The organism is Simplicispira sp. GW247-4R2A, assembly GCF_059424465.1.
On sequence record NZ_JBWKZM010000004.1, the window covers coordinates 110,959 to 132,553 of the forward strand.

At 66.0% G+C, this 21,595-nt stretch carries 19 protein-coding genes and 1 pseudogene; 14 read left to right on the forward strand and 6 right to left on the reverse strand.

All coding sequences use genetic code 11. The annotated features are described in order from the left end of the window. The first annotated feature begins 77 nt into the window (after nucleotides 1–77). Both AC07ZH_RS04575 and AC07ZH_RS04580 read left to right on the forward strand, forming a co-directional pair. Nucleotides 78–1,694: an NADH-quinone oxidoreductase subunit L gene (locus tag AC07ZH_RS04575; RefSeq protein WP_495198745.1), complete on the forward strand. Its 1,617-nt coding sequence runs from the start codon at nucleotides 78–80 to the stop codon at nucleotides 1,692–1,694. Then, a pseudogene (locus tag AC07ZH_RS04580) lies at nucleotides 1,691–4,174 on the forward strand (YbcC family protein); the annotation flags it as partial. The gene AC07ZH_RS04575 and the pseudogene AC07ZH_RS04580, both read left to right, overlap by 4 nt. Nucleotides 4,175–4,208: 34 nt before the next feature. Here the strand turns inward: AC07ZH_RS04580 and AC07ZH_RS04585 are convergent. Then, a complete protein-coding gene (locus AC07ZH_RS04585) occupies nucleotides 4,209–5,192 on the reverse strand; it encodes a LysR family transcriptional regulator (RefSeq protein WP_495198746.1) in 984 nt (327 codons plus the stop codon). An 88-nt stretch (nucleotides 5,193–5,280) separates the two neighbouring features. Here AC07ZH_RS04585 and AC07ZH_RS04590 point away from each other — a divergent pair, with 88 nt between their 5' ends. Beyond that, nucleotides 5,281–6,414 (forward strand): YeiH family protein, encoded by a 1,134-nt coding sequence (locus tag AC07ZH_RS04590; protein ID WP_495198747.1) that lies wholly within the window; start codon nucleotides 5,281–5,283, stop codon nucleotides 6,412–6,414. On the opposite strand, the gene AC07ZH_RS04595 is transcribed toward AC07ZH_RS04590, so the two are convergent. Both AC07ZH_RS04595 and AC07ZH_RS04600 read right to left on the reverse strand, forming a co-directional pair. Beyond that, nucleotides 6,383–6,688 carry a YkgJ family cysteine cluster protein gene (locus tag AC07ZH_RS04595; protein ID WP_119109706.1) on the reverse strand — a complete coding sequence of 102 codons (306 nt, stop codon included), beginning with the start codon at nucleotides 6,686–6,688 and terminating at the stop codon, nucleotides 6,383–6,385. The two genes, AC07ZH_RS04590 and AC07ZH_RS04595, sit on opposite strands and share 32 nt — an antisense overlap. 57 nt (nucleotides 6,689–6,745) lie before the next feature. Continuing rightward, entirely contained in the window at nucleotides 6,746–7,336 is a 591-nt protein-coding gene (locus tag AC07ZH_RS04600; protein WP_495198748.1) for an NADPH-dependent FMN reductase, read from the reverse strand. Nucleotides 7,337–7,583: 247 nt separating this feature from the next. Here AC07ZH_RS04600 and mnmG point away from each other — a divergent pair, with 247 nt between their 5' ends. From mnmG to AC07ZH_RS04655, 11 genes are all read left to right on the forward strand, one after another. Next, a complete protein-coding gene (gene mnmG / locus AC07ZH_RS04605; RefSeq protein WP_495198749.1) occupies nucleotides 7,584–9,560 on the forward strand; it encodes a tRNA uridine-5-carboxymethylaminomethyl(34) synthesis enzyme MnmG in 1,977 nt (658 codons plus the stop codon). Next, nucleotides 9,557–10,243 carry a 16S rRNA (guanine(527)-N(7))-methyltransferase RsmG gene (gene rsmG / locus AC07ZH_RS04610; protein WP_495198750.1) on the forward strand — a complete coding sequence of 229 codons (687 nt, stop codon included), beginning with the start codon at nucleotides 9,557–9,559 and terminating at the stop codon, nucleotides 10,241–10,243. The genes mnmG and rsmG overlap by 4 nt, the downstream gene beginning before the upstream one ends. An 87-nt stretch (nucleotides 10,244–10,330) precedes the next feature. Then, entirely contained in the window at nucleotides 10,331–11,134 is an 804-nt protein-coding gene (locus tag AC07ZH_RS04615; RefSeq protein ID WP_495198751.1) for a ParA family protein, read from the forward strand. A 50-nt stretch (nucleotides 11,135–11,184) separates the two neighbouring features. Beyond that, nucleotides 11,185–11,724 (forward strand): RBBP9/YdeN family alpha/beta hydrolase, encoded by a 540-nt coding sequence (locus AC07ZH_RS04620; RefSeq protein ID WP_495198752.1) that lies wholly within the window; start codon nucleotides 11,185–11,187, stop codon nucleotides 11,722–11,724. Between the two features lie 8 nt (nucleotides 11,725–11,732). After that, nucleotides 11,733–12,647: a ParB/RepB/Spo0J family partition protein gene (locus tag AC07ZH_RS04625; RefSeq protein WP_495198753.1), complete on the forward strand. Its 915-nt coding sequence runs from the start codon at nucleotides 11,733–11,735 to the stop codon at nucleotides 12,645–12,647. Nucleotides 12,648–12,667: 20 nt separating this feature from the next. Next, entirely contained in the window at nucleotides 12,668–13,471 is an 804-nt protein-coding gene (locus AC07ZH_RS04630) for a class I SAM-dependent methyltransferase (protein ID WP_495198754.1), read from the forward strand. 172 nt (nucleotides 13,472–13,643) lie between these two features. After that, on the forward strand, nucleotides 13,644–15,152 hold the full coding sequence (locus AC07ZH_RS04635; RefSeq protein WP_495198755.1) for a COG3014 family protein: 1,509 nt from the start codon (nucleotides 13,644–13,646) through the stop codon (nucleotides 15,150–15,152). A 40-nt stretch (nucleotides 15,153–15,192) separates the two neighbouring features. After that, complete coding sequence (locus AC07ZH_RS04640) at nucleotides 15,193–15,585, forward strand: YcfL family putative periplasmic lipoprotein (RefSeq protein ID WP_495198756.1); 393 nt, start codon at nucleotides 15,193–15,195, stop codon at nucleotides 15,583–15,585. Between the two features lie 26 nt (nucleotides 15,586–15,611). Then, a complete protein-coding gene (lpoB, locus tag AC07ZH_RS04645) occupies nucleotides 15,612–16,220 on the forward strand; it encodes a penicillin-binding protein activator LpoB (protein WP_495198757.1) in 609 nt (202 codons plus the stop codon). Between the two features lie 180 nt (nucleotides 16,221–16,400). Further along, entirely contained in the window at nucleotides 16,401–17,354 is a 954-nt protein-coding gene (locus AC07ZH_RS04650; protein WP_495198758.1) for a hypothetical protein, read from the forward strand. Between the two features lie 29 nt (nucleotides 17,355–17,383). After that, nucleotides 17,384–18,409 carry an alpha/beta hydrolase gene (locus tag AC07ZH_RS04655; protein ID WP_495198759.1) on the forward strand — a complete coding sequence of 342 codons (1,026 nt, stop codon included), beginning with the start codon at nucleotides 17,384–17,386 and terminating at the stop codon, nucleotides 18,407–18,409. A 37-nt stretch (nucleotides 18,410–18,446) separates the two neighbouring features. On the opposite strand, the gene AC07ZH_RS04660 is transcribed toward AC07ZH_RS04655, so the two are convergent. The 3 genes from AC07ZH_RS04660 to AC07ZH_RS04670 all read right to left on the reverse strand — a co-directional run bounded on the left by AC07ZH_RS04660 (nucleotide 18,447) and on the right by AC07ZH_RS04670 (nucleotide 21,554). After that, on the reverse strand, nucleotides 18,447–19,076 hold the full coding sequence (locus tag AC07ZH_RS04660; protein ID WP_245960603.1) for a flavin reductase family protein: 630 nt from the start codon (nucleotides 19,074–19,076) through the stop codon (nucleotides 18,447–18,449). A 183-nt stretch (nucleotides 19,077–19,259) separates the two neighbouring features. Next, nucleotides 19,260–21,269 (reverse strand): methyl-accepting chemotaxis protein, encoded by a 2,010-nt coding sequence (locus AC07ZH_RS04665; RefSeq protein WP_495198760.1) that lies wholly within the window; start codon nucleotides 21,267–21,269, stop codon nucleotides 19,260–19,262. Nucleotides 21,270–21,410: 141 nt separating this feature from the next. Further along, nucleotides 21,411–21,554, reverse strand: a complete 144-nt coding sequence (locus tag AC07ZH_RS04670) for a DUF3149 domain-containing protein (protein ID WP_119109889.1) — start codon at nucleotides 21,552–21,554, stop codon at nucleotides 21,411–21,413. Nucleotides 21,555–21,595: the final 41 nt, after the last annotated feature.

The window sequence follows — 21,595 nt, forward strand, 5'->3', positions numbered from 1 at the left end:
CAAAAAATGAATTTTACAGAATGAAAGCAAGCCGGCAAAGTCCATGCATCCCCCTTGACCTTTGACTGGAGAACGCCATGGAGCCCGCCGTATTGCCATCCCATGCCTTGCCCTTGTGGCAGGCCGCACTCGTTCTGGCGCCCGCGCTGGTGTTGGGTTTGGCGGCCGCGCTGGTGGGCCGCCGCACCGCCATTGCCTGGCGCATGGCGGGGGCCAGCGCTGTCGCCGCGGTGGTTTTGGCGTCGGGCGCCTTGGTGATGGTGGCTTTGGGACACCAGGGTGCAGGTTATGGCCAGCGCGCGGACCCGCCGGGCGCGGTGGTGCTGCTGTTGGTGGCCTTTGTGGGCTGGGTCATCGTGCGCTATTCGCGGCGTTACATGCAAGGCGAGCCACGGGAGTTGCAGTACCTGCGCTGGTTGCTTGCCACGCTGGCCACCGTCTGCGTGGTCATTGCCACCAACCATGTGCTGGTGCTGGCACTGGCGTGGATGGCCACCAGTCTGACGCTGCACCATTTGCTGGTGTTCTTCCATGAGCGGCCGGCAGCGTTGGTGGCCGCGCACAAGAAGTTCATCGTCGCCCGGCTGGCCGATGTGTGCATGGCGGGCGTGGTGGTGCTGCTGTATGCGGCCTTTGGCACGCTGCACATCGACGAGTTGCTGAAGCTGGCCGCAATGCAGCCCCAGTGGCCGTTGGCTGCGCATGCGGCAATGCTGCTGCTGGCTCTGGCCGCAGTTGTGAAATGTGCGCAACTGCCCTTTCACGGTTGGCTCATTCAAGTGATGGAAGCGCCCACGCCGGTCTCGGCACTGCTGCATGCGGGCATCGTCAACCTGGGTGGCTTCGTGCTGATTCGCTTCGCGCCGCTGGTGGAGCAGGTTCCGCTGGCGCAGGCGCTGCTGGTGTTGGTGGGCGCGACCACGGCAGTGCTCGCCGCGCTGGTGATGACAACGCGTATCAGTGTCAAGGTGATGCTGGCATGGTCCACCTGCGCTCAAATGGGCTTCATGTTGATGCAGTGCGGCCTGGGCGCCTGGGACGTGGCGCTGGTGCATTTGCTTGCGCATTCGCTCTACAAGGCCCACGCCTTCCTCTCGGCCAACGGGGTGGTGCAGCGGACCATGGTGACCAAGATGGCGCCTGCCCAGCGGGAGACCTGGGGAAGCAATCTGTTGGGCATGGCCTTGGGTGCCGTCATGGTGCTGCTGGCAGGGGCGATCGTGACCGCATGGGTTCCGGGCGCGCTGGCCTCGCCTGCGCTTTGGGTGCTGGCGGGCATCGTGGCGCTGGCGCTGGTGCCACTCGTCAATGGCAGCGCGCTCGCGCTCAAAGGCTGGCGGATGCCCGTATTGGCGCTCGCGGCGTTCGCCGTGGCGCTGGGCTATTTCAGCTTGCACCTGCTGTCTGGCGCCTGGTTGCGCTTGCCGGTGCAGATGCCGCTGGTGGGGCTGTGCGTCTTTGGCGCCTTGGCCTTTGCTGCGCTCTTCTGGCTGCAGTCGCTGATTCGGATTGCGCCGCACTCGCCATTGGCACAGCGCCTTTACCCGTGGCTGTACGGCGGCTTTTTTCTTGACGAGACGTTCAATGCCATGACCTTTCGTGTGTGGCCACCGGCGAAAAGGCCGATGCGCCCCAACGCGCAAGGCTTGCCTGTTGCGAACGCTCTTTCCACCATTTCCGGAGTGCAGACATGACCGCCGCTAAGCTTTCTAACCCCGTGTCCGACGCACTGGAACAGCACATCGCAGCGGCATGCGCAAGGGTGGCGCCCACCTGGCCCCTGGACCGGTTTATCGCCGTCAATCCCTACTGGGGCTGGGTAGGGCAGCCGATTGAAGTCGCAGCGGGCACCCTCGGCACACTGGCCGGAACGCGACTGACGATGTCCCGGAGCTGGTTTCAAGCTGAGTGGGCCGCGGGCCGGCTGACGCATCGGCATCTGAAGCATGCAGCGGATTGCGCTGTGTCTGCGCTGGGCAGCGAAAGCGCGGACGACGGGGAAGCAGGCGTCAAGCGAAGCGTCCAAGTAGCGGCGCTTGTGAACGACTTGGTGCAAGCCTTGGAGCGGGCCGAGCCGAATCCGAAAAATCTGGCCCGCTTGCCGTTGATCAGCGATCTGCGCGACGCAGCCGGCGCGCCGAGGCCTGGCCTTTCGTGGAATGCGCTGATCACCCATCAGGTCAGCCAGCACTGCGCGGCTTACTTTGACGACCAGGGTTCTGCCTGGGGCTTGGACCGGAGCCAGGGGCTGTACGGCAGTTGGCGCGAGCAACTGGCGCACGACCATGGTTTGCCTTGGCGTCAAGGACGCAGCGCTCTGCATGCGCGCCTTGCACAGCTGCCCAGCGAGCCGCGCGCCAGCATCGCCAATTCGCTGGAAGGGCTGGGCATTGCGCCGCAGGGCCAGCAGGCTTATCTCACCGCGGTGCTGCTGTCTCTTGGCGGCTGGGCGGCATGGTGCGCTTACCAGCGTTGGCAAGCCCGCCTGGCCGGAGGCGACGACGAGCAAATTGAGCATTTGTTGGCGATCCGTCTTGCATGGGAATGGCTGCTGCACAGCGATGCAGAGCTTGAGACACGCCCAGCCTATTGGACGGCTGCATGGGCGCAGGCCGATGCTGCTGCCGAGGCGCTGGCGGCCGCCCAGCGCATCGACTGGCTGCTGCAGCACGCGCTTGAAATTGCCCAGCAGCAGGAAACCATCGCCGGCTTGACTCGGCCAACGCCTGCGAGCGCATTTGACGGCGCCAAAACGCCAAAATTTCAGGCCGTGTTCTGCATCGACGTGCGCTCGGAAGTGTTTCGGCGAGCGCTGGAGGCGGCCGAGCCCGGCGCCCAGACGCTGGGGTTCGCCGGGTTCTTCGGCCTGCCGATGGCGTACCAGCCACTGGGCAGCGCGCTTACACGGCCCCAGCTTCCCGGGTTGCTTTCGCCCACGCTGCAAGTGACGGAGTCGGTCAAAGCCAGCGGCTTGGCGGCAGCGAGTGGCACGGCGCAAGGTCCCCACTTGGCCCAAGTGCTGGCAGCCAAGCGCAAAGAGGCGCTGCACTGGAGCGATCGCTGGGCCGCATTCCGCGCAGCACCGTCGTCGGCTTTTAGCTTTGTCGAGAGTTTGGGTTTGCTGTATGGCGGCAAGCTGCTGAGCAGCAGTTTGGCGTCCGACGCGCCGGCAGCGCGTTGGGAAGACACCGGCTTGCCCGGCGGTGCGGCGAAACACTTGCGGCCGAGCCTGGCGGAGGGGGATGACGGGATTCAGGCTGCGGCAGCGCTCGCGCAGGGCATTCTGACCGCCATGGGCTTGGTGAAAAACTTTGCGCCGCTGGTGCTTGTCGCCGGCCACGGCAGTCAAAGCGCCAACAATGCCCATGCTTCAGGCCTGGATTGCGGGGCCTGCGGAGGGCAAAGCGGCGAAGTGAACGCCCGGGTGCTGGCCGACTTGCTCAACCGGCCCGCGCTGCGCGCGGAGCTTGCGGTGCGCGGTATTGCGATACCGGCAGACACCCACTTTGTGCCTGGAGTCCACAACACGACGACCGACGACCTGGTGCTGTTCGACACGCAGGACGTCCCGGCGCCGTTGGCGGGCTCGCTCGTGGCGCTGAAGTCGGCGTTGGACCAAGCTGGCGTGAGCGCTCGGGGCGAGCGTGCAGAGAGTCTGGGTCTGGGCAAGCTGGTCACACGACCAGCAGCGCTGCACCAGGCGGTACGTGAGCGCGCCAACGACTGGTCTCAGGTGCGCCCGGAATGGGGCCTGGCCAACAACGCCTCATTTATCGTGGCACCGCGCGCGCGCAGCCGGAATATGAATCTGGCTGGTAGGAGCTTTTTGCACGACTACGACCATGCGCTGGATCCCGAGAACAAGGTGCTCACGCTCATCATGACTGCGCCCATGGTGGTCACTAACTGGATCAACCTCCAGTACCACGCCTCGACCGTGGACAACACGCGCTACGGGTGCGGCAACAAGCTTCTGCACAACGTGGTGGGTGGCCACATTGGCGTGTTTGAGGGCAACGGCGGAGACTTGCGCATTGGACTGCCGCTGCAGTCGTTGCACGACGGTCAGCAGCTGCGCCACACACCGCTGCGGCTGAGCGTGTACATCGAAGCGCCGCGCGCAGCCATCGAGTCGGTGCTGTCCGAGCATGCCACCGTACGCGAATTGGTGGAGAACGGGTGGCTGCATCTCTTCTGCATCGATGCCTTCACGGGGAGGGTGGCGCAGCGTTGGCGCGGGTGCTGGAGGGAGTCTGAGGCGCCGGTGGCTGAGCCGCATGTTCGTCCTCCAATCCCAGCAGCGTCAGAAATTGCGCCAATGCTGGCGTGAACGGCTTCCCCCGCCTCAGCACGCAAAAGCACTGGCGCTGAATAGGAGGTAGCGGGGTCATCAGCTCCACCAGCCGCCCCTCGCGCAGAGCGTCGTGCACCACCCAGCGCGAGAGGCAGGCAATGCCCAGGCCTGCGGCGGCGGCTTGCCGGATGGCTTCCGAGCTGCCCAGTTCGATCACGCGGCGGTAGGCGTGCAGTTGGGGCAGGATGGCGAGGTCGCCGGTTTCGCGCGTGCCCGAGCCGCTCTCGCGCAGCAGCCAGACGGCTGCGCGCAATTGCTCCAGGCTGGTGGGGTCGCACGGGTCCAGCCCTTGGGCACCGCTGGGCGCGGCGACGAGCACCAGTTCGTCGTGCAGCCAGGGGCGCGCGTCAAGCTGGGGGTGGTGGCAATGGCCTTCGACGAGGCCAACATCCAGGGAAAAGGCCGCGACTTGCGCGCAGATGTCTTCGGTATTGCCAATGGCCACGCTGGATTCCCAGTGCGGCGCCGCGGCCGGGCTGCTGCCGAAGAATCGGGCCAGCAGGGCGGGCAGCACATGGTTGCCCAAGGTGGTGCTGGCGCCGATGCGCAGCGACTGCAATTGCTGGTCCGCATCGCGTGCCATGCGCTCGATTTCGGACGCGTTTTCGAGCATGTGCAGCGCGCGCGGCAGCAGCGCGCGGCCGTTGTCGTTGAGGAGCAGGCGCCTGCCGGTGCGGTCAAAGAGCTGCAGGGAAAGCAGGCGCTCCAGCTCATTCACGGCTGCGCTGGTGGCCGACTGCGAGAGCGCTGCCGCGTGGCTGGCGGCGGTGGTGCTGCCGGTCTGCGCGACGGCGACAAAGATCTGCAACTGGCGCAGCGTCAGGCGAAGGACATCCATGGGGTGCGGCGTTCTATCGGTATAACAGCTAGATCATATGTAAATAACCCGTTGGACAGGAAGTATGCCGCTACGCACACTGCGCGGCATGGCTTCTTCTACCGATCTGACCGTGCGTGCGGACGCTCCGTCTGCCGCTCTCCAGGGGGCTTTGCGGCTTCCTCACGTACCGGACTGGCGCCGGCTGCTTCCTGGGCTGGTGCTGAGCGCCGCGCTGGCCGGCGCCGGCATGGCGCTGGGCCGCATCGAGTGGCTGGCGGCACACGGCCTGAGCGCGCTGACGCTGGCCATCGTGCTGGGCATGCTGGTGGGCAACACGGTGTACCCCCGCTTTGCTGCCGCCAGCGGCCCGGGCGTGACTGTGTCCAAACAGAACCTGCTGCGCCTGGGCATCATTCTGTATGGCCTGCGGCTGACGGTGCAGGACATCGGCCATGTGGGGCTTGCCGGGGTGGTGGTGGATGCGCTGGTATTGGGCTCGACCTTTCTGCTGGCCTGCTGGGTGGGCACGCGCTGGCTGGGCCTGGACCGCCAGAGCGCCATGATGATTGGCGCCGGCAGTGCGATCTGCGGTGCGGCGGCGGTGATGGCGGCCGAGCCGGTCGTCAAGGCGCGCGCCGAGCAGGTGACGGTGGCGGTGGCGACCGTGGTGGTGTTTGGCACGCTCTCCATCTTTCTGTACCCGGTGCTGTTCGATTTGAACCAGCATTGGGGTGTGATCGGTGGCGGTGCCCGGGGCTTTGGCCTGTATGCCGGCTCGACCATTCACGAAGTGGCGCAGGTGGTGGCGGCGGCGCGCTCCATCAGCCCCGAGGCGGCCGATACGGCGGTTATCGCCAAGATGGTGCGGGTGATGATGCTGGCGCCCTTCCTGCTGCTGCTCTCGGGCTGGCTGGCGCGTGATGCGGAGCGTCCTGCGGGGCCACGCGCACCGGGCAAGGGTGCCAAGGCCAAGATCACCGTGCCCTGGTTTGCCTTTGGCTTTGTGGCCGTGGTGCTGCTGAACTCCCTGCAATGGCTGCCGGCAAGCGCCACGGCGGCGGCTACGGGCATCGACACCGGTTTGCTCGCCATGGCGATGGCGGCGCTCGGCCTTTCAACGCACTTCAGCGCGATCCGCAAGGCGGGCGCCAAGCCGCTGCTGTTGGCGCTGATCCTGTTTGCCTGGTTGCTGGCGGGCGGGGCGCTGATCAACCACTGGGTGCCGCTGCTGCTGGGTTGAGGAATGGGGCTGTCAGGGCTTCGAGCCGGGTGAGAAACACCATCGCCTGGCTGCGGTCGCTGCCGCACATGGCCGGCTCTGGCCGCAGGCTGGCGCAGACGGCGGGGCGGTCGGGCCGGCCAAAGAGACGGCAGCGCAGATCGGCGTCCAGTTGCACGCAAGGCACGCCCGCTGGCTTTCCCAGCGGCATTCCGGGGATGGCGCTGGAGATGGACGGCGCCGTGCAGCACGCTCCGCAGCCAGGCCGGCAGCTTGCATCTGCTATCGCAGGCATAGCTGGTAGCGCTTGCCTGTTATGCGCCAAGAGCGTTTTTCGCAATATTTTTCTGCTTCACACCGCGGGCTCGCCGTGCAGGCGCTTGGCCGCCCACAGCACCTGCTCGACCACGCCCCGCACGCCGCTTTGGTGCGCCGCATCGGTGAGCGTGCCTTGGTCGTCAAAGGCGCTGGCGGCGCCGGCAAGGGCGTAGGCGCGCGGGGCCAGCCAGCATTCGAGATTGAGCAACAGCGGCGCCAGGTGGCTTTGTGAGCGCAGCCCACCCAAGCGGCCATTGGACGCACTGAGGATGCCGACCACCTTGCCGCGAAAGGGTTTCACGCCGTCGGTCCATTCGGGGTCGCCGACCACCGGGCTGGAAGCCCAGTCGATGGTGTTCTTCAACAGGGCGGTGTAGCTTCCGTTGTACTCGGGCGAGCAGACGATCCACGCCGGGTGCTCCCACAGCAGGCGCTTGAGCCGCAGCACATCGGCAGGTGTGCCGCGCGCTTCGAGGTCGGCGTTGTACATGGGGATGTCGAGCTCGGCCAGTTCCAGCAGCGTCACCTCACTGCCTGCGGCCTTGGCCATGGCGGCGGCTTCGCGGGCCAGACGGCGGTTGAACGATTGTTGGCGGGTGCTGCCCGCGAAGACGAGAGTTTTCATGGCCGCGATTGGAGCATAGGCACAGCGGCAAGGCGCGATGGTTCTTGAATGCACCGTGGTTTGGAACGGATTCCCGTGCCGGCGCGTTGGGTGTTTCACGTGGAACAGCGTCGCCGGGATGGGTCTGATCACCTGCAGCGCACGTCCGACGCGGCAAAGTGGGAAAATTGCGGGTTAGCCCGTACCGGCATCCGCACCGCACGTGCTGTTTTTTGACCCAGGGGCACCAGAGCCCCGGAGCGTTTCCATGTTGTACCCCCAGGAATTTGATGTCATTGTGGTCGGCGGCGGCCACGCCGGAACCGAGGCCGCGCTTGCCGCCGCGCGCATGGGCGCGCGCACGCTGCTGCTCACACACAACATCGAGACGCTGGGGCAGATGAGCTGCAACCCCTCCATCGGCGGCATCGGCAAGGGCCACCTGGTGAAAGAGGTCGATGCGCTGGGCGGCGCCATGGCGCTGGCCACGGACGAGTCCGGCATTCAGTTTCGCATTCTCAACTCCAGCAAAGGCCCTGCCGTGCGCGCCACCCGCGCACAGGCCGACCGTGTGCTCTACAAGGCGGCGATTCGCCGCATGATCGAGAACCAGCCCAATCTCTGGCTGTTCCAGCAGGCGGTGGACGATTTGATGGTGGAGGGCGACCGCGTAGTGGGCGCCGTGACACAGGTAGGCGTGAAGTTTCGCGGCCGCACGGTGGTGCTGACGGCAGGCACCTTTCTGGATGGCAAGATCCATGTGGGCCTGAACAGCTATGCCGCCGGGCGCGCGGGCGACCCGCCGGCCACCAGCCTCTCAAGCCGGCTCAAGGAGCTGCAACTGCCGCAGGCGCGTTTGAAGACCGGTACGCCACCGCGCATTGACGGGCGCAGCATCGACTTTTCCCGCTGCGAGGAGCAGCCGGGCGACGGCATGCCGGGAGGGGTGAACGAGGGCGCCGTGCCGGTGTTCAGTTTCATGGCCCATGCCCATGGGGGCGCTGCCATGCACCCGCGCCAGATGCCGTGCTGGATCACGCACACCAACCTGCGCACGCACGAGATCATCCGCTCGGGGTTCGACCGCAGCCCCATGTTCACCGGCAAGATCGAGGGCGTTGGCCCGCGCTATTGCCCCAGTGTGGAAGACAAGATCAACCGTTTTGCGGGCAAGGACAGCCACCAGATTTTTCTCGAACCCGAAGGTTTGAGCACGCACGAGTTCTACCCCAACGGCATTTCGACTTCGCTGCCTTTTGACATTCAACTGGCCTTGGTGCGCAGCATGGAGGGCCTGGAAAACGCGCACATCCTGCGGCCCGGCTATGCGATCGAATACGACTACTTCGACCCGCGCTCTCTCAAGAGCAGCTTCGAGACGCGGCAGATTGCCGGCCTGTACTTTGCCGGCCAGATCAACGGCACGACCGGCTACGAAGAGGCCGCCGCGCAAGGGCTGTTCGCTGGGATCAACGCCGCCCTGGCGTGCCGGGGTGAAGCGCCCTGGCTGCCTGGGCGCGATGTGGCTTACCTGGGTGTGCTGGTGGACGACCTCATCACGCAAGGTGTGACCGAGCCCTACCGCATGTTCACCAGCCGCGCCGAGTTCCGCCTGCAGCTGCGCGAAGACAATGCCGACATGCGGCTCACCGAAGTGGGGCGCCAGATGGGTTTGGTGGACGACGCACGCTGGGAGTCCTTCAGCCGCAAACGCGAAGCGGTGGTGCGCGAAACCCAGCGCCTAAAGGACACCTGGGTCAATCCGCGCAACCTGGCTGCCGGCGAATCGGAGCGGGTGCTGGGCAAGGCCATCGAGCATGAGTACAACTTGTTTGAGCTGCTGCGCCGGCCGGGGGTGTCGCACCAGGACTTGACCGGCATGGATGGTGGGCGCTTCGTCAGCGCCGATGTTTCACGTGAAACCTTGGGCGATCTGTTTGACCCCGTGCGCGAGCAGGTGGAGATTGCGGCCAAGTATTCGGGCTACATCGATCGGCAAAAGGGCGATGTGGAGCGCGCTTCCCATTTCGAGCAGCTGCGCCTGCCGGATGCCATCGACTACCTACAGGTGACGGCGCTGAGCATCGAGGCGCGGCAAAAGCTGAACGCGCACCGCCCGGAAACCCTGGGGCAGGCATCGCGCATTCCCGGCATTACACCGGCCAGCATTTCGCTGCTGCTGGTGCATTTGAAAAAGGGCGGCCTCAAGGAGTACATCGCTGTGGATGCCGGAGCCTCTGCGTGACCGGCGCGTTGCGCCAAGGCCTGGAGGCGGGTGTGCGGGCGCTCGGCCTGTCGTTGACCGAGCCTCAAATTGACCAATTGTTGGCGTTTCAGGCGCTGCTGCAAAAGTGGAACCGGGTTTACAACCTGACGGCGGTGCGCGAGCCTGGTGAGATGTTGACGCACCACTTGCTCGACAGTCTGGCGGCTGTGCCGGCGCTCCAGCGCGAGCTTGCGGGGCAGGGAAGAGAAGCGCCACGTCTTCTGGATGTGGGTTCGGGCGGCGGCTTGCCAGGCGTGGTGTTCGCCATCTGTTTGCCGCAGCTTGCGGTCTACTGCGTGGACACCGTGGCCAAGAAGGCCGCGTTCATTCAGCAGGCGGCGGCGGCTTTGCGGCTGCCGGGCCTGCACGGCATTCATGCTCGGGTCGAATCGCTCGCCGGGCCGTTTGATGTGGTCAGCAGTCGGGCCTTTGCCTCGCTCAAGGATTTCACGCAGTGGTCGCATGCGGCACTCGCGCCCCAGGGCGTCTGGCTGGCCATGAAAGGCAAGCTCCCGCAAGATGAACTGGCGGCGCTGCCTGCGGGCGTGGAGGTGTTTCACGTGGAACCTCTTGTCGTTCCGGGGCTGGACGCAGAGCGCTGCATTGTCTGGATGCGTCCGCACAGCCATCCGAATGGGGCCGCAGCAGCGGCGCTCGCGTAAACTCAACCTCTTTGCCTGCTGCGGAGATGCCATGTCGGCTGTTGTGAATTTTCAAGTCATCTCTGCGTTACCCGCAGGAGTTCGCTGATGGCCCGCATTTTCTGCATCGCCAACCAGAAGGGCGGGGTTGGCAAAACCACCACCTCGGTCAACCTGGCCGCAGGCCTGGCGCGCATCGGCCAGCGTGTGCTGCTGGTGGACCTGGACCCGCAGGGCAATGCCACCATGGGTTCGGGTGTGGACAAGCGCAAGCTGGCGCTCACGGTGTACGACGTGCTGCTGGAATCCGCCTCGGTGAGCGAGGCAGCGGTACTGGCGGAGAAATGCGGCTACCAGGTGTTGGGCGCCAACCGTGAGCTGGCGGGCGCTGAAGTCGAGCTGGTGGACGTTGAGCGGCGCGAAAAACGCCTCAAGACAGCGTTGGCCGAAATTGATGCCGACTACGATTTCGTGCTCATCGATTGCCCGCCCTCGCTCTCCATGCTCACCCTCAACGGCCTGTGCAGCGCGCATGGCGTCATCGTGCCCATGCAATGCGAATACTTCGCACTCGAAGGCCTGACAGATCTGGTCAACACCATCAAACAGGTGCACGCCAACCTCAACCCGGACCTGCAGATCATTGGTCTGCTGCGCGTCATGTTCGATCCGCGCATCACGCTGCAAAGCCAGGTGAGCGAGCAATTGCGCGGCCACTTTGGCGACAAGGTGTTCGACACCGTGATCCCGCGCAATGTGCGCCTTGCCGAGGCGCCCAGCTACGGCTTGCCCGGCGTGGTGTTCGACCCTGCCGCCAAGGGCAGCCTGGCCTTCGTGGAGTTCGCCCGGGAGATGGTCGAGCGCGTACAGCGCCTGGCGCCGGCCACCAAGGAAAAAATAGCAGCCAAATAGGCCTCTAGCGCTTTGTCCATAAGCGCAGGCAGCTATCTAAATAGAAGCGTATGTCGCCCGATCACGTTCTCATTCTTCCGGGCTGGCAAGGCTCCGGCGCCGGCCATTGGCAGACCCTGTGGGAGGCGGCGCACGGCTACCGGCGGGTTGAGCAGCACGATTGGATGCACCCGCTGCGCGGCGACTGGAGCGCGCGGCTTGATGAGGTGGTGGTGGACACCGACGGGCCGGTGGTGCTGGTGGCACACAGCCTGGGCTGCATCCTGACCGCCTGGTGGGCGGCGCATTCGCAGCACACGCAGCAGGTGCGTGGCGTGCTGCTGGTGGCGCCAGGCGACGTCGAACAGCCCGATGTTGCCGCGCAACTGCCCGGCTGGGCGCCCATTGCCCGCCAGCCGCTGCCGTTTCCTGCCGTGCTCGTGGGTAGCCGCAACGACCCGTACTGCCGCTTTGAACGTGCCCAGGCATTGGCGCAGGCTTGGGGGGCGCGGTTTGTCGATCTGGGCGAGCGCGGCCACCTCAACGCGGAATCCGGCCTCGGCGCGTGGCCTGAAGGCCTGTCGCTGCTGCATGCATTGATGAAAGATTGAACACCACCATGGTCACCAAGAAACCCAAAGGCCTGGGCCGCGGCCTCGAAGCGCTGCTCGGACCGAAAGTGGCAGAACGCGTCAACACCGAGCCGGCCGAAGGCGCACCCAGCAGCCTGCCGCTATCGGCTCTGGTGCCCGGCATGTACCAGCCGCGCACCCGGATGGATGAGGGCGCGCTGTACGAGCTGGCCGAATCCATCAAGGCGCAGGGCATCATGCAGCCGGTGCTGGTGCGGCGCCTGAGTGCGGGTGAGAACGCCGGCCAGTACGAAATCATCGCCGGCGAGCGGCGTTTCCGCGCCGCCCACCTCGCGGGCCTGGACAGCATTCCCGTGCTGGTGCGGGACGTCCCCGACGAGGCCGCCGCGGCCATGGCGCTGATCGAGAACATCCAGCGCGAAGACCTGAACCCGCTGGAAGAGGCGCAAGGCCTCTCGCGCCTGGTCAAGGAGTTTGGCCTGACGCATGAGCAGGCGGCGCAGGCGGTAGGGCGCTCGCGCTCGGCCGCGTCCAACCTGCTGCGCCTCTTGAACCTGGCCGAGCCGGTGCAGACCATGCTGATGGCCGGCGACATCGACATGGGCCATGCCAGGGCGCTGCTCTCGCTCGACCGCACGGCGCAAATCACGGCCGGCAACCAGATCACGGCCAAGAAGCTCTCGGTGCGCGAGGCCGAATCGCTGGTGCGGCGCATCGGCGCCGATTTCAACCTGGTGCCACAAAAGCCCAAAAAAGAGAAATCGCGCGACATCAAGCGCGTGGAAGATGAGTTGTCCGACCTGCTGACGGCCGAGGTGGAGGTGCGCGTCAAAAAGCGCGTCAAGCGCGCCGGCCGGGTAGAGGAAATGGGTGAGCTGGCGATCTCCTTTGGCTCGCTCGACGCGCTCAACGGCCTGATCGAGCGTTTGCGCGGGGACTGATTCCCCATCCCGGCGACGCCATGCCGCGCTTTCCCTGGCCGCTGCCGGCCCTGCTGGTCTGGGGGGCGGCGTGGCTGGCCTATGGGTTGCTGGCGCGCGTCCTGCCGTCCGGCTGGGCGCTGCTGCTGGCGTGCGTGCTGCCGGTGGTGGCCAGCCCGCTGGCGGGCAGTTGGTGGCGCCGCACTCTCTTGGCGGCGGGTTTTCCGCTGGCGCTGCTGCTCTCGGGTACCGCCAGCGTGGCGCCCTGGGTCTGGCTGGCACCGCTGGCGCTCTTGCTGCTCGTTTATCCACTGGGCGCCTGGCGCGACGCGCCCCTGTTCCCCACGCCGCATGGTGCACTGTCCGATCTGGGCACGACCGTGCCATTGCACGAGGGCGCGCGCCTGTTCGACGCTGGCTGCGGGCTGGGTGATGGGCTTATCGCCCTGCGCCAAGCCTATCCAAAGGCGCACCTGGAGGGCATCGAGCGCAGCCGCCTGCTGCAGATGCTGTGCGCCTGGCGCTGCCCCTGGGCCTATGTGCGCCGGGGCGATCTCTGGGCGGCGGACTGGGCCAGCTACGCGCTTGTCTACCTGTTCCAGCGGCCCGAGAGCATGGCGCGCGCCCTCGTCAAGGCCCAGGCCGAGATGGAAGTTGGGACGTGGCTCGTCAGCCTGGAGTTTGCCGTGCCCGAGGTGGTGCCCGACGCCACGCTGCAACTCCCTGGCGACCGCACGGTGTGGCTTTATTGCATCGCGCAGCGTGAAAAATCGCACGCTGCGGCGCCAGATCGTGCGCGGGAACAAATTTCAAGCCACCGCGCACGCGGATACTTCGGACGGTAGCCCCGGTATTTGCTACATTCTCGCGGCTGGTCCCGCAGCGGCGTACTGGGGGCAGCAAAAAGGCGGAGAGCGTGCAAGCAAGCGCGCCCCAAGAAGAAGAAGGAGGAGGAAGGCAGTGCCCGTTGCGCAGCCGTGGATCACCTCTGGATAGACAACAAAATCGGAGGAACCCATGGCTTTTTCACGACCCTCGCGCGCCCGCGCCCTGGCCCCGTTGGCGCTCGCCCTGGCGCTGGCCGGCTGCGCCAACATGCAAAGCCACGACAAGCTGGCGACCGAAATGCAGACCGCCGGCAACAACGGCGGCATCCCCGCGGCGCTCTCGCGCCTGGAGGCTTCCGCCACCACCGAAGCCGAGCGAACCGAGCTGCTCTACAACCTCGAACGCGGCGAATTGCTGCGCATGGACCAGCGCTACGACGACAGCACCAACGCCTTTCTGCTGGCCGACAACCGTGTCAAGGCCTGGGAAGAAGCCGCCAAGACCGACCCGCAAAAGCTGATGGGCACGGTGGGCGCGGCCCTGGTCAGCGAGCGCCTCAAAGTCTACGAAGGCCAGGACTATGAAAAGGTCTGGCTCACCACCACGCTGGCGCTCAATCGCGTCGCCGTGGGCGACCTGGACAACGCGCGTGTCGACATCAAGCGCACGCACGAGCGCGAAGCGGTGATTGCCGAGTTCCGCGCCAAGGAGACGCTGGCCGCAGAAGAAGAAGCCAAGGCCAAGGGCGCGCAGTCTGGCGGCAAGGAACTGAACGGCTACCCGGTGGAAACGCTCAACGACCCCGAAGTGCTGGCGCTCAAGAACGGGTATTCGAACGCCCTCTCGCACTACCTCGCAGGTTTTCTGTACGAGGTGCTGGGCGAATCGGGCCTGGCCGCGCCGGGCTACCGCAAGGCCATTGAGCTCAAGCCCGAAACGGCGGTGCTCGAAGAAGGCCTGCGCGGCCTGGACAGCCGCACCAGCTTCACCTGGAAGCGCCGCCAGCGCATGACCGACGTGCTGTTCCTGGTCGAGGCGGGCGACGCGCCAGCGCGCAAGCCCAAGGCGTTCACGCTGCCCGTGCCGACCGGGCGCGGCATGGTCACGGTGAGTATTTCCTACCCGGTCATCGAGCCTTCCACCGATGCGCCTCTTGGCCAGATCTCCGCCGCCGGCTACGACTTCAAGCTGGAAAAGATTGTCGACGTGAACGTCATGGCACGCCGCGCCTTGAAGGACGAAATGCCCGGCATGGTGCTGCGCGGGGTCACCCGCGCGGTGGCCAAGGGCGTGCTGCAGGACCAGCTGCAAAAGAACGGAGGCCTGCTGGGCGGGCTTATCGGCGCCGTGGCCTCGGTGACCACCGAGCAGGCCGATGACCGCATGTGGCGCATGCTGCCCGGCCGGGTCTACGTGGCGCGCGGCTACTTGCCACCGGGCACGCACCAACTGAGCGTCAATGGCCGCCCCCTGCCCGAGCCGGTACAGATCGACGGCCAGTACGCGCTGGTGCCCATGCGCCTGTACCACAACACCGTGCTGATGGGCAAGGTGGCCACCATCGGCAGCCTGGCCGCTGTGTCCGCCGCGCCGCCCACACCCGCCGCCGCAGCGCCTGCGCCCGACACGCCCGCCAAACCGCAGAAGGCGAAAAAACGCCGCACCAGCAAACCCGCAGCCGCCAGCGCCGCGCAGTAACGGGCAACGCCACTCTCAAGCCAACCCAAGGAGCCCGCGCATGAACACACGCACCCTTCTCGCCGCCAGCGCCGCTTTCCTGGCGCTCTCAGGCGCCGCCCTGGCGCAGATGCACGACCCGGCCACACCGATTGCCGTGGCCGCCAAAGTTGCGCTGCGGGGTGAAGCCAACAACATCGCCGTGCGCGAGATCCGCATCGTGCGCAAGAACGATGTGCTCGTCGTGCAGGCCGACATGGCCAACATGGGCCGCAGCGACCGCACCGTGTTTTACCGCTTCCGCTGGCTCGACAACGTCGGCAATCAGGTGGGTGACGGCGAATCGTGGAAGCAAATGGCCGTGCTGGGTCTGGGCCAGCAGACCGTGAAAAGCGTGGCCCCGACCAGTGCCGCGCAGGATTTCCGCATCGAAATGAACGTAGAAACGCGCTGAACGCAGCGCCTTGCAGGAGAAACACCATGACCGCATTTTTCAGCCGCCACCTTGCCCTGGGCCTGGCCACCGCCACGTTGCTGCTGGCTGGTTGCCAGAACCTCTCGTCCCCCGTGATCCGCTTTGACCGCCAGGTCAACTATGGCGACGCCAAGGGCGTGGAACTGGTGACCAACGAGTTTGGTTCGTCCGACCTGCAGATGATCGCCGAGAAGATGACCGGCAGCCTGCTGGAAACCGGCATCTTCCAGGGCCGCCCCACGGTGACCATCTCCACGGTGAAGAACAAGACCAGCGAGTACATCGACACCACCAACGTGATGAGCTCCATCCAGACCGCGCTGGTCAAGTCCGGCAAGGTGCGCTTCGTGCGCTCTATCCGTGAGATGCAGTCTGGCGTGGATGAGCTGCAGCGCCAGAACCAGAGCGGCCTGTACAAGCAAAGCAGCACGGCCAAGATCGGCAACATGACCGCGGCCAAATACAGCCTGGAAGGCGAGCTGACCAGCATCGTCAAGCAGAGCGCCTCGACCAAGGACGTGTACTACAAGTTCACGCTCAAGCTCTTCGACGTGGAAGAGGGCACCATCGAATGGGAAGACGAAAAAGAAATTCGCAAAACAAGTCAGAGGTAACCCCCTGCGTCGCTTCGCGCCTTCCCCCCCCCCTGGAGGGGGGACGCCGCCAGCGCGGCGGGGCGGCCCTTGCGCGGCGGCCGCTGGTGTGCGCCGCGCCAGTTTTGTGCGATGCGGCCGAAATCGCTTGCATCGCCTGATCCACCCAAGAAGTCCAGTCAGCTCACAAGGAGCCCTACCATGCAACGCAGAACCACTCTGAACGCAGCGCTGTCCGTGCTGGCCGCCACCGCGCTGGCCTGGGGCGCTAGCGCCCACGCGCAGAACGCGGCGCCGCGCATTGCGGTCACCGATCTGGCCTACGCCCAGCAAGTATCCGAATACTTCATGGCCGGCCAGTACCAGCGCAGCAGCCAGATGAGCGCGCAGGGCAGCCAGGGCGGTGGCTACAGCCACGGGCCCTACGGCGGTTCGGGCTCGTACTCGGGCCAGCAGTCCATGCAAGCTTCCGAGCAGGCCAGCGGCACCTACGTGGCCGGGCGCTACAGCTACATCGAAATGCGCGAGCTCGGCGGCTACACCAACGACATCAAGGGCGCCATCCTGCAGGGCACCTATTTCAAGCTGGTGCAAGGCCGGGGTTTTGACGCTGGTGCGCCGCAAAACTCGAAAGCCGAGCAGGTGCTCAACCAGGTGCAGGGCGGCAAGATGGCCAAGCCCGTGCGCCAGAACGACGTGACCAACGTCATCGCCCGCCTCAAGAAGGGCGAGTTCAAGGGCGCCGACTACGTGCTGTTTGGCGTGGTCTCCAGCATCGACTTCACCGACGCGCTCTCGCCCCTGCAGGGCACCAGCAGCGCCACGCGCCAGTATGGCCTGCAATTGCTGGCCGACTTCTCGCTGATCGACACCAAGACCTACGAGATCAAGGCGGCGTTCTCGGCCCAGGGCGAGGGCAACGACACCAAGATCCTGTCGAACCGGGGCGACATCGCGCCGCCGAACCGCTCCAAGGTCATGAAAGAGACCTCGCTCAGCCTGGCCCAGGACGTGTACCAGCAACTGGCTGGGCAGTTGGGCTACACCGACGCCAAGCTTTCGCGCGGCGTGCGCCGGGGCCAGCCCATGCCCATGCAGCAGGGCGGTGAGCCGATGCGGGAAGCCCCGCCGGAGCAGGTCATCATCCTGAAGTGAACGGCGATTGGGCGTCTGAAAGAGACGGCATGGGCCCGTCGCCCGCAGCGCTCCAGGCCCGCCCCGTGCGGGCCTTTGTGCGTGGCGGTCGGGCGGCGCTTGCTTTGGCCAGTGCCGCCCTGTGCGGGTGCACGGTGCCAGCATCGGAGCGCGGGAATGGCACCCCGCCCGCTGCCGTGGAACCCGCTACCGCCAGCGCATTTCATACCCGGCAACTGCCCGCAGCCGATGGCCTCACGCTCATGGCCCTGGAGCGCCCTGCGCGCGCCATGCCGGTGCGCTACCGCGTCATCGTGGTGCCCGGTTCCGGCTGCGCCGGCATGGCGCCACTCGCTGACCGCTACTTTGCCGGCCTGCTGCATGCCCAGGTGCTGGTGCTGCACAAGCCCTGGGTCGATCCGGACGCCAGCACGCCTGCCGATCGGTGTTCTGCCGCCTTCGTACAGGCGGATGGCCTGGGGGCCTGGCGCGCCCATGCCATCGCCGCACTGCGCGCAGACGCGCGGACCCGGGTGGGTGAGTCGCCCCTGCCGCAGCTGCTGATCGGCATTTCGGAAGGCGCAGAACTTTTGCCCGCGCTGGCGCCCGAGGTGCCCCACCTGGCGGGCCTTGTGCTGATCGGCTCCAGCGGCCTCGACCCCAGGGCAGCCTTGGCGCTGCAAGCGCAGCGGCAAGGTGCCACCGCTCGGCTGCAGGTACTGGAGCGTGCCCAAGCCGGCCCGCTTGCGGGCGCGGCCGTGCGCGAGGGCCGCAGCCTGCGCTATTGGCGCGAACTCTGGCAATGGCCGCTGGAGCAGCCTTTGCTCGCCGCTCCCTGGCCGCTGCTGCAGGTGTGGGGAGCGCAAGATGCCCTGCTGCCGCAGGCGGCGTACCAGCGCTTTCGTGCACTGGCACGGGGGCGTGCTGCCCCTTACTGCGCCCGCACACTGCCCGGTGCCGACCATGGCTTGCAACGTCCTGGGCACGACGGCGTGCAGCAGGTGTGGGCCTGGCTGGAGCAGTGGGCGCGTGCGCCAGGCAAGGGGCTGTGCGCGGGTGTGGCAGCGCCAGAGTGAGCGGCCATTTCCGTAGCGCCTGCGCTGAGGGCTGCCTTCACCGGGGGCGCTTCATGCGAAAGAGCTGCTCTTTGCCAATCGAAAAATAATCCGCCGCGCCGCCGCCGCGCAGGATGGGCTGGGCGGCGGCGGTGTCGTACACGCCGCCCGGCAGCAGCGCGCGGTCGATGTGCACGGCCACCACTTCGCCCAGCACCAGCCAGGTGTCCACGGCAACGCCCTGGGCCGATTGCAGTTGCACGATCTGGCTCACGCGGCATTCGAAATGCACCGGCGAGCGTGCCACGCGCGGCGGGCGCACCAGCCGCGAGGGCAGGCGATCGAGCCCGGCGAGGGCGAATTCGTCCACCTCGGGCGGGACCGATGCGCTGCTCGCGTTCATCGCCTCGGCCAGCGGCCGGGTGGCCAGGTTCCAGACGAATTCACCGCTGGCGCGCACGTTGCGCAGCGTGTCTTTCGCCTCAATGCTGGCAAAGCCGATGATGGGCGGGGTGTAGTTGAAGGCGTTGAAGAAGCTGTAGGGCGCGAGGTTGGCGGTGCCGTCTGGCGCGCAGCTCGATATCCAGCCAATCGGGCGCGGCCCGACGATGGCATTGAACGGGTCGTGCGGCAGGCCGTGGCCGAGGCGCGGTTCGTAGAAATGGGTGTTGGGCGTCGTGGGGCTCACTGGGTAACCTCCGTGCTGCGCACCGCGGTGCGCGGCTTGCCTGGGGCGGTCCTGCGCTGCGTTCATGCGCCATCACGATAGCGGGTTGGCCCGTGGCCCGCTTGGGCAGGAGGCAAAAGCGCTTCCAGAATAATAGCTTCTAGCGCTTTCTGCATAAGCGCTAGAGGGCTAAAAACCTTGAAATTACGGGTTGTGCGCCAGTGCCTGCCGCGCGAGGGGCTTCGCGGGAGCGGCAGCGGACAAGGTCCGAGCGGCTGCGGGTGCCATGCTTCCCAGCCGGAATACGCCGACGGCCGTCACCAGTTCTTGCGCGTGGTGGTTGAGGTTGTCGGCGGCGGCAGACGATTCTTCCACCAAGGCGGCGTTCTGCTGTGTCACCTGGTCGAGTTGATCGACGGCCGCGCTCATCTGTGCGATGCCTTGTGTCTGCTCCGCCGTTGCCAGGCTGATGCTGCTGATCAGCTCGCTGACCTGCTTCACTTGGGTGACGATGTCCTGGATGGTGCTGCCCGCCTGGTGTACCAGTTTGCCGCCGGCGTCGACTTTGCTCACGCTGTCGGCGATCAAGGCCTTGATTTCGCGTGCCGCTTCGGCGCTGCGGCCGGCGAGGCTGCGCACCTCGCTTGCCACCACGGCAAAACCGCGCCCTTGCTCGCCCGCGCGGGCGGCTTCGACGGCAGCGTTGAGCGCCAAAATATTGGTCTGGAAGGCGATCCCGTCGATCACGCCAATGATGTCACCGATGCGGCGCGACGCCGTATTGATCTCGTCCATGGTCGTGACCACGTCGCCCACGACCTCACCGCCGCGCGCCGCCACTTCGCTCGCCGTCTGCGCCAGTTGGGCGGCTTGGTGGGCCACGTCGGCATTGCTTTGCACGGTGCTGGTCAACTGCTCCATGGAGGCAGCAGTCTCTTCCAGGTTGGCGGCCTGCTCTTCGGTACGTTGCGACAGGTCGAGGCTCCCGGCGGCGACCTGGCTGGCGCCCGTGGCAATGCTGTCGCTGCTGGTGCGCACGGCGGAGACGATGCCGCGCAGGCTGGCGTTCATGCTGTTGAGTGCCGCCAGCAACTGGCCCATTTCATCCTGGCTCGCAGGGGTTGCGTCGGAAGCCAAGTCACCTGCCGCGATACGCTGGGCCAGTGCCAAGGCCCGCTCGACCGAGCGCGTTGTGCTGCGGCGCACCAGCCACAGCACCATGCCCGCCAGTACCGCAGTGGCCAATGAAATCAGCAAGACCTCCAGCAATAGGCGGCGCGTGTCGGAAGCCCGGCTGGAGACTTGCGCCGACATGACCTGCATGGCTTGGTCGAGCAAATTGGCCTGGGCGTCGATGTACCCCGTGAGGGTGGCGATGTAGTCTTTGCTCGGCGTGTCGAAGGACGAGGCTTCGACGATTTTCTGGGTAACCAGCGCCAGGGCCGCGTCGGCGGCCTTTTGTGCACCTGCAGCGGGTTCGGCCAAGGTGCGCCGCGCCAGAGGGTCGTTCGCCATGGCCAGCGCCAGGGCTTCTTGCGCCTGCCGCGCGGCCACGCGCGCGCCCTGTACCAGCGCGGCGGCCTGCGCCTGACTGCTGGGGTTGGCCTGCTTTGCATTCAGAAACGCCGCGCCGACGGCGCGTGCCTGGCCCAGGCTCTCCGTGAGACGAGGCAGGTGTTCGAGGGCGGCCATCGTCAGGTAGTAGGCGCTGGCGGGGACATGCAGCGTAAGGCCAGAGCGGTCGACCAGAGCCAAAACAATTTCCAACTGCTCGTCAATCACGGCGGATTGTTGGCGAAAGCTCTCCGGTACGGTCAGGCTGCGCTCGCCAACCGCCTTTCCTAACTCGAGCCAGCGCTTTTGCACCGCCTCGGCCCGCGCCGTCAACGCTGCGTCGCCAAAGCGCTGCAGCGTGCTGAGTTGCTCTTGCAGTGCCTTGGTAGAACTCGCCAGCAGTGCTTCACGTGGCGCGCGTGCCTCCTCGCTGCCGGAGAGAAAATTGGCGGATTGGCCCCGGTGCTGCTGCATCAACTGCACGGTGTGGACGACGGCAATCGCAGGCGCCACGCCCGAGAGGGCTTTTTCAGAACGCGCGATGTCGGTCAAGCCGCCCGAGAGCACCAGCCACATCGGCAGGGCAAGGGCGATGAGTCCCAGCACGCCCACCAGCAGGAATTTGCGCGACAGGCGCAGGTTGTCGATCAGCTTTTGCATGGTGCCCCTCACAATTCGATACGAATCGTGTGAAAGCGCATTATTTGCACAAAGCGTGGGCGTGGTGGCCCAATTTGACCTGATGAATGTCAAGTTGCAGGCTCGCGTGTTCACGCGATGTCGAGCGCCAGGGCGGCCGGATCAGGCCTGCTTGTCGCGTGGCGGTTCGTTCATTTTGTGGCGCACCACCAAGGCAAAACCGGTGATGCCCACCACCATGATGGCGATCCCCACGATGCTCATCAGGCCATAGTCGGTGGAAAAAAGATCGGTGAGCGCCTTCATGAACATGTCCTCCGTTAAATACACAATTTATTTAGGGATAT

Bases quoted from the DNA above. Each gene is read 5' to 3' on its own strand.
- AC07ZH_RS04575 (WP_495198745.1), top strand. From the start codon at position 78: ATGGAGCCCGCCGTATTGCCATCCCATGCCTTGCCCTTGTGGCAGGCC.
- AC07ZH_RS04585 (WP_495198746.1), bottom strand. From the start codon at position 5,192: ATGGATGTCCTTCGCCTGACGCTGCGCCAGTTGCAGATCTTTGTCGCC.
- AC07ZH_RS04590 (WP_495198747.1), top strand. From the start codon at position 5,281: ATGGCTTCTTCTACCGATCTGACCGTGCGTGCGGACGCTCCGTCTGCC.
- AC07ZH_RS04595 (WP_119109706.1), bottom strand. From the start codon at position 6,688: ATGCCTGCGATAGCAGATGCAAGCTGCCGGCCTGGCTGCGGAGCGTGC.
- AC07ZH_RS04600 (WP_495198748.1), bottom strand. From the start codon at position 7,336: ATGAAAACTCTCGTCTTCGCGGGCAGCACCCGCCAACAATCGTTCAAC.
- mnmG (WP_495198749.1), top strand. From the start codon at position 7,584: ATGTTGTACCCCCAGGAATTTGATGTCATTGTGGTCGGCGGCGGCCAC.
- AC07ZH_RS04615 (WP_495198751.1), top strand. From the start codon at position 10,331: ATGGCCCGCATTTTCTGCATCGCCAACCAGAAGGGCGGGGTTGGCAAA.
- AC07ZH_RS04620 (WP_495198752.1), top strand. From the start codon at position 11,185: ATGTCGCCCGATCACGTTCTCATTCTTCCGGGCTGGCAAGGCTCCGGC.
- AC07ZH_RS04625 (WP_495198753.1), top strand. From the start codon at position 11,733: ATGGTCACCAAGAAACCCAAAGGCCTGGGCCGCGGCCTCGAAGCGCTG.
- AC07ZH_RS04630 (WP_495198754.1), top strand. From the start codon at position 12,668: ATGCCGCGCTTTCCCTGGCCGCTGCCGGCCCTGCTGGTCTGGGGGGCG.
- AC07ZH_RS04635 (WP_495198755.1), top strand. From the start codon at position 13,644: ATGGCTTTTTCACGACCCTCGCGCGCCCGCGCCCTGGCCCCGTTGGCG.
- AC07ZH_RS04640 (WP_495198756.1), top strand. From the start codon at position 15,193: ATGAACACACGCACCCTTCTCGCCGCCAGCGCCGCTTTCCTGGCGCTC.
- lpoB (WP_495198757.1), top strand. From the start codon at position 15,612: ATGACCGCATTTTTCAGCCGCCACCTTGCCCTGGGCCTGGCCACCGCC.
- AC07ZH_RS04650 (WP_495198758.1), top strand. From the start codon at position 16,401: ATGCAACGCAGAACCACTCTGAACGCAGCGCTGTCCGTGCTGGCCGCC.
- AC07ZH_RS04655 (WP_495198759.1), top strand. From the start codon at position 17,384: ATGGGCCCGTCGCCCGCAGCGCTCCAGGCCCGCCCCGTGCGGGCCTTT.
- AC07ZH_RS04665 (WP_495198760.1), bottom strand. From the start codon at position 21,269: ATGCAAAAGCTGATCGACAACCTGCGCCTGTCGCGCAAATTCCTGCTG.
- AC07ZH_RS04670 (WP_119109889.1), bottom strand. From the start codon at position 21,554: ATGAAGGCGCTCACCGATCTTTTTTCCACCGACTATGGCCTGATGAGC.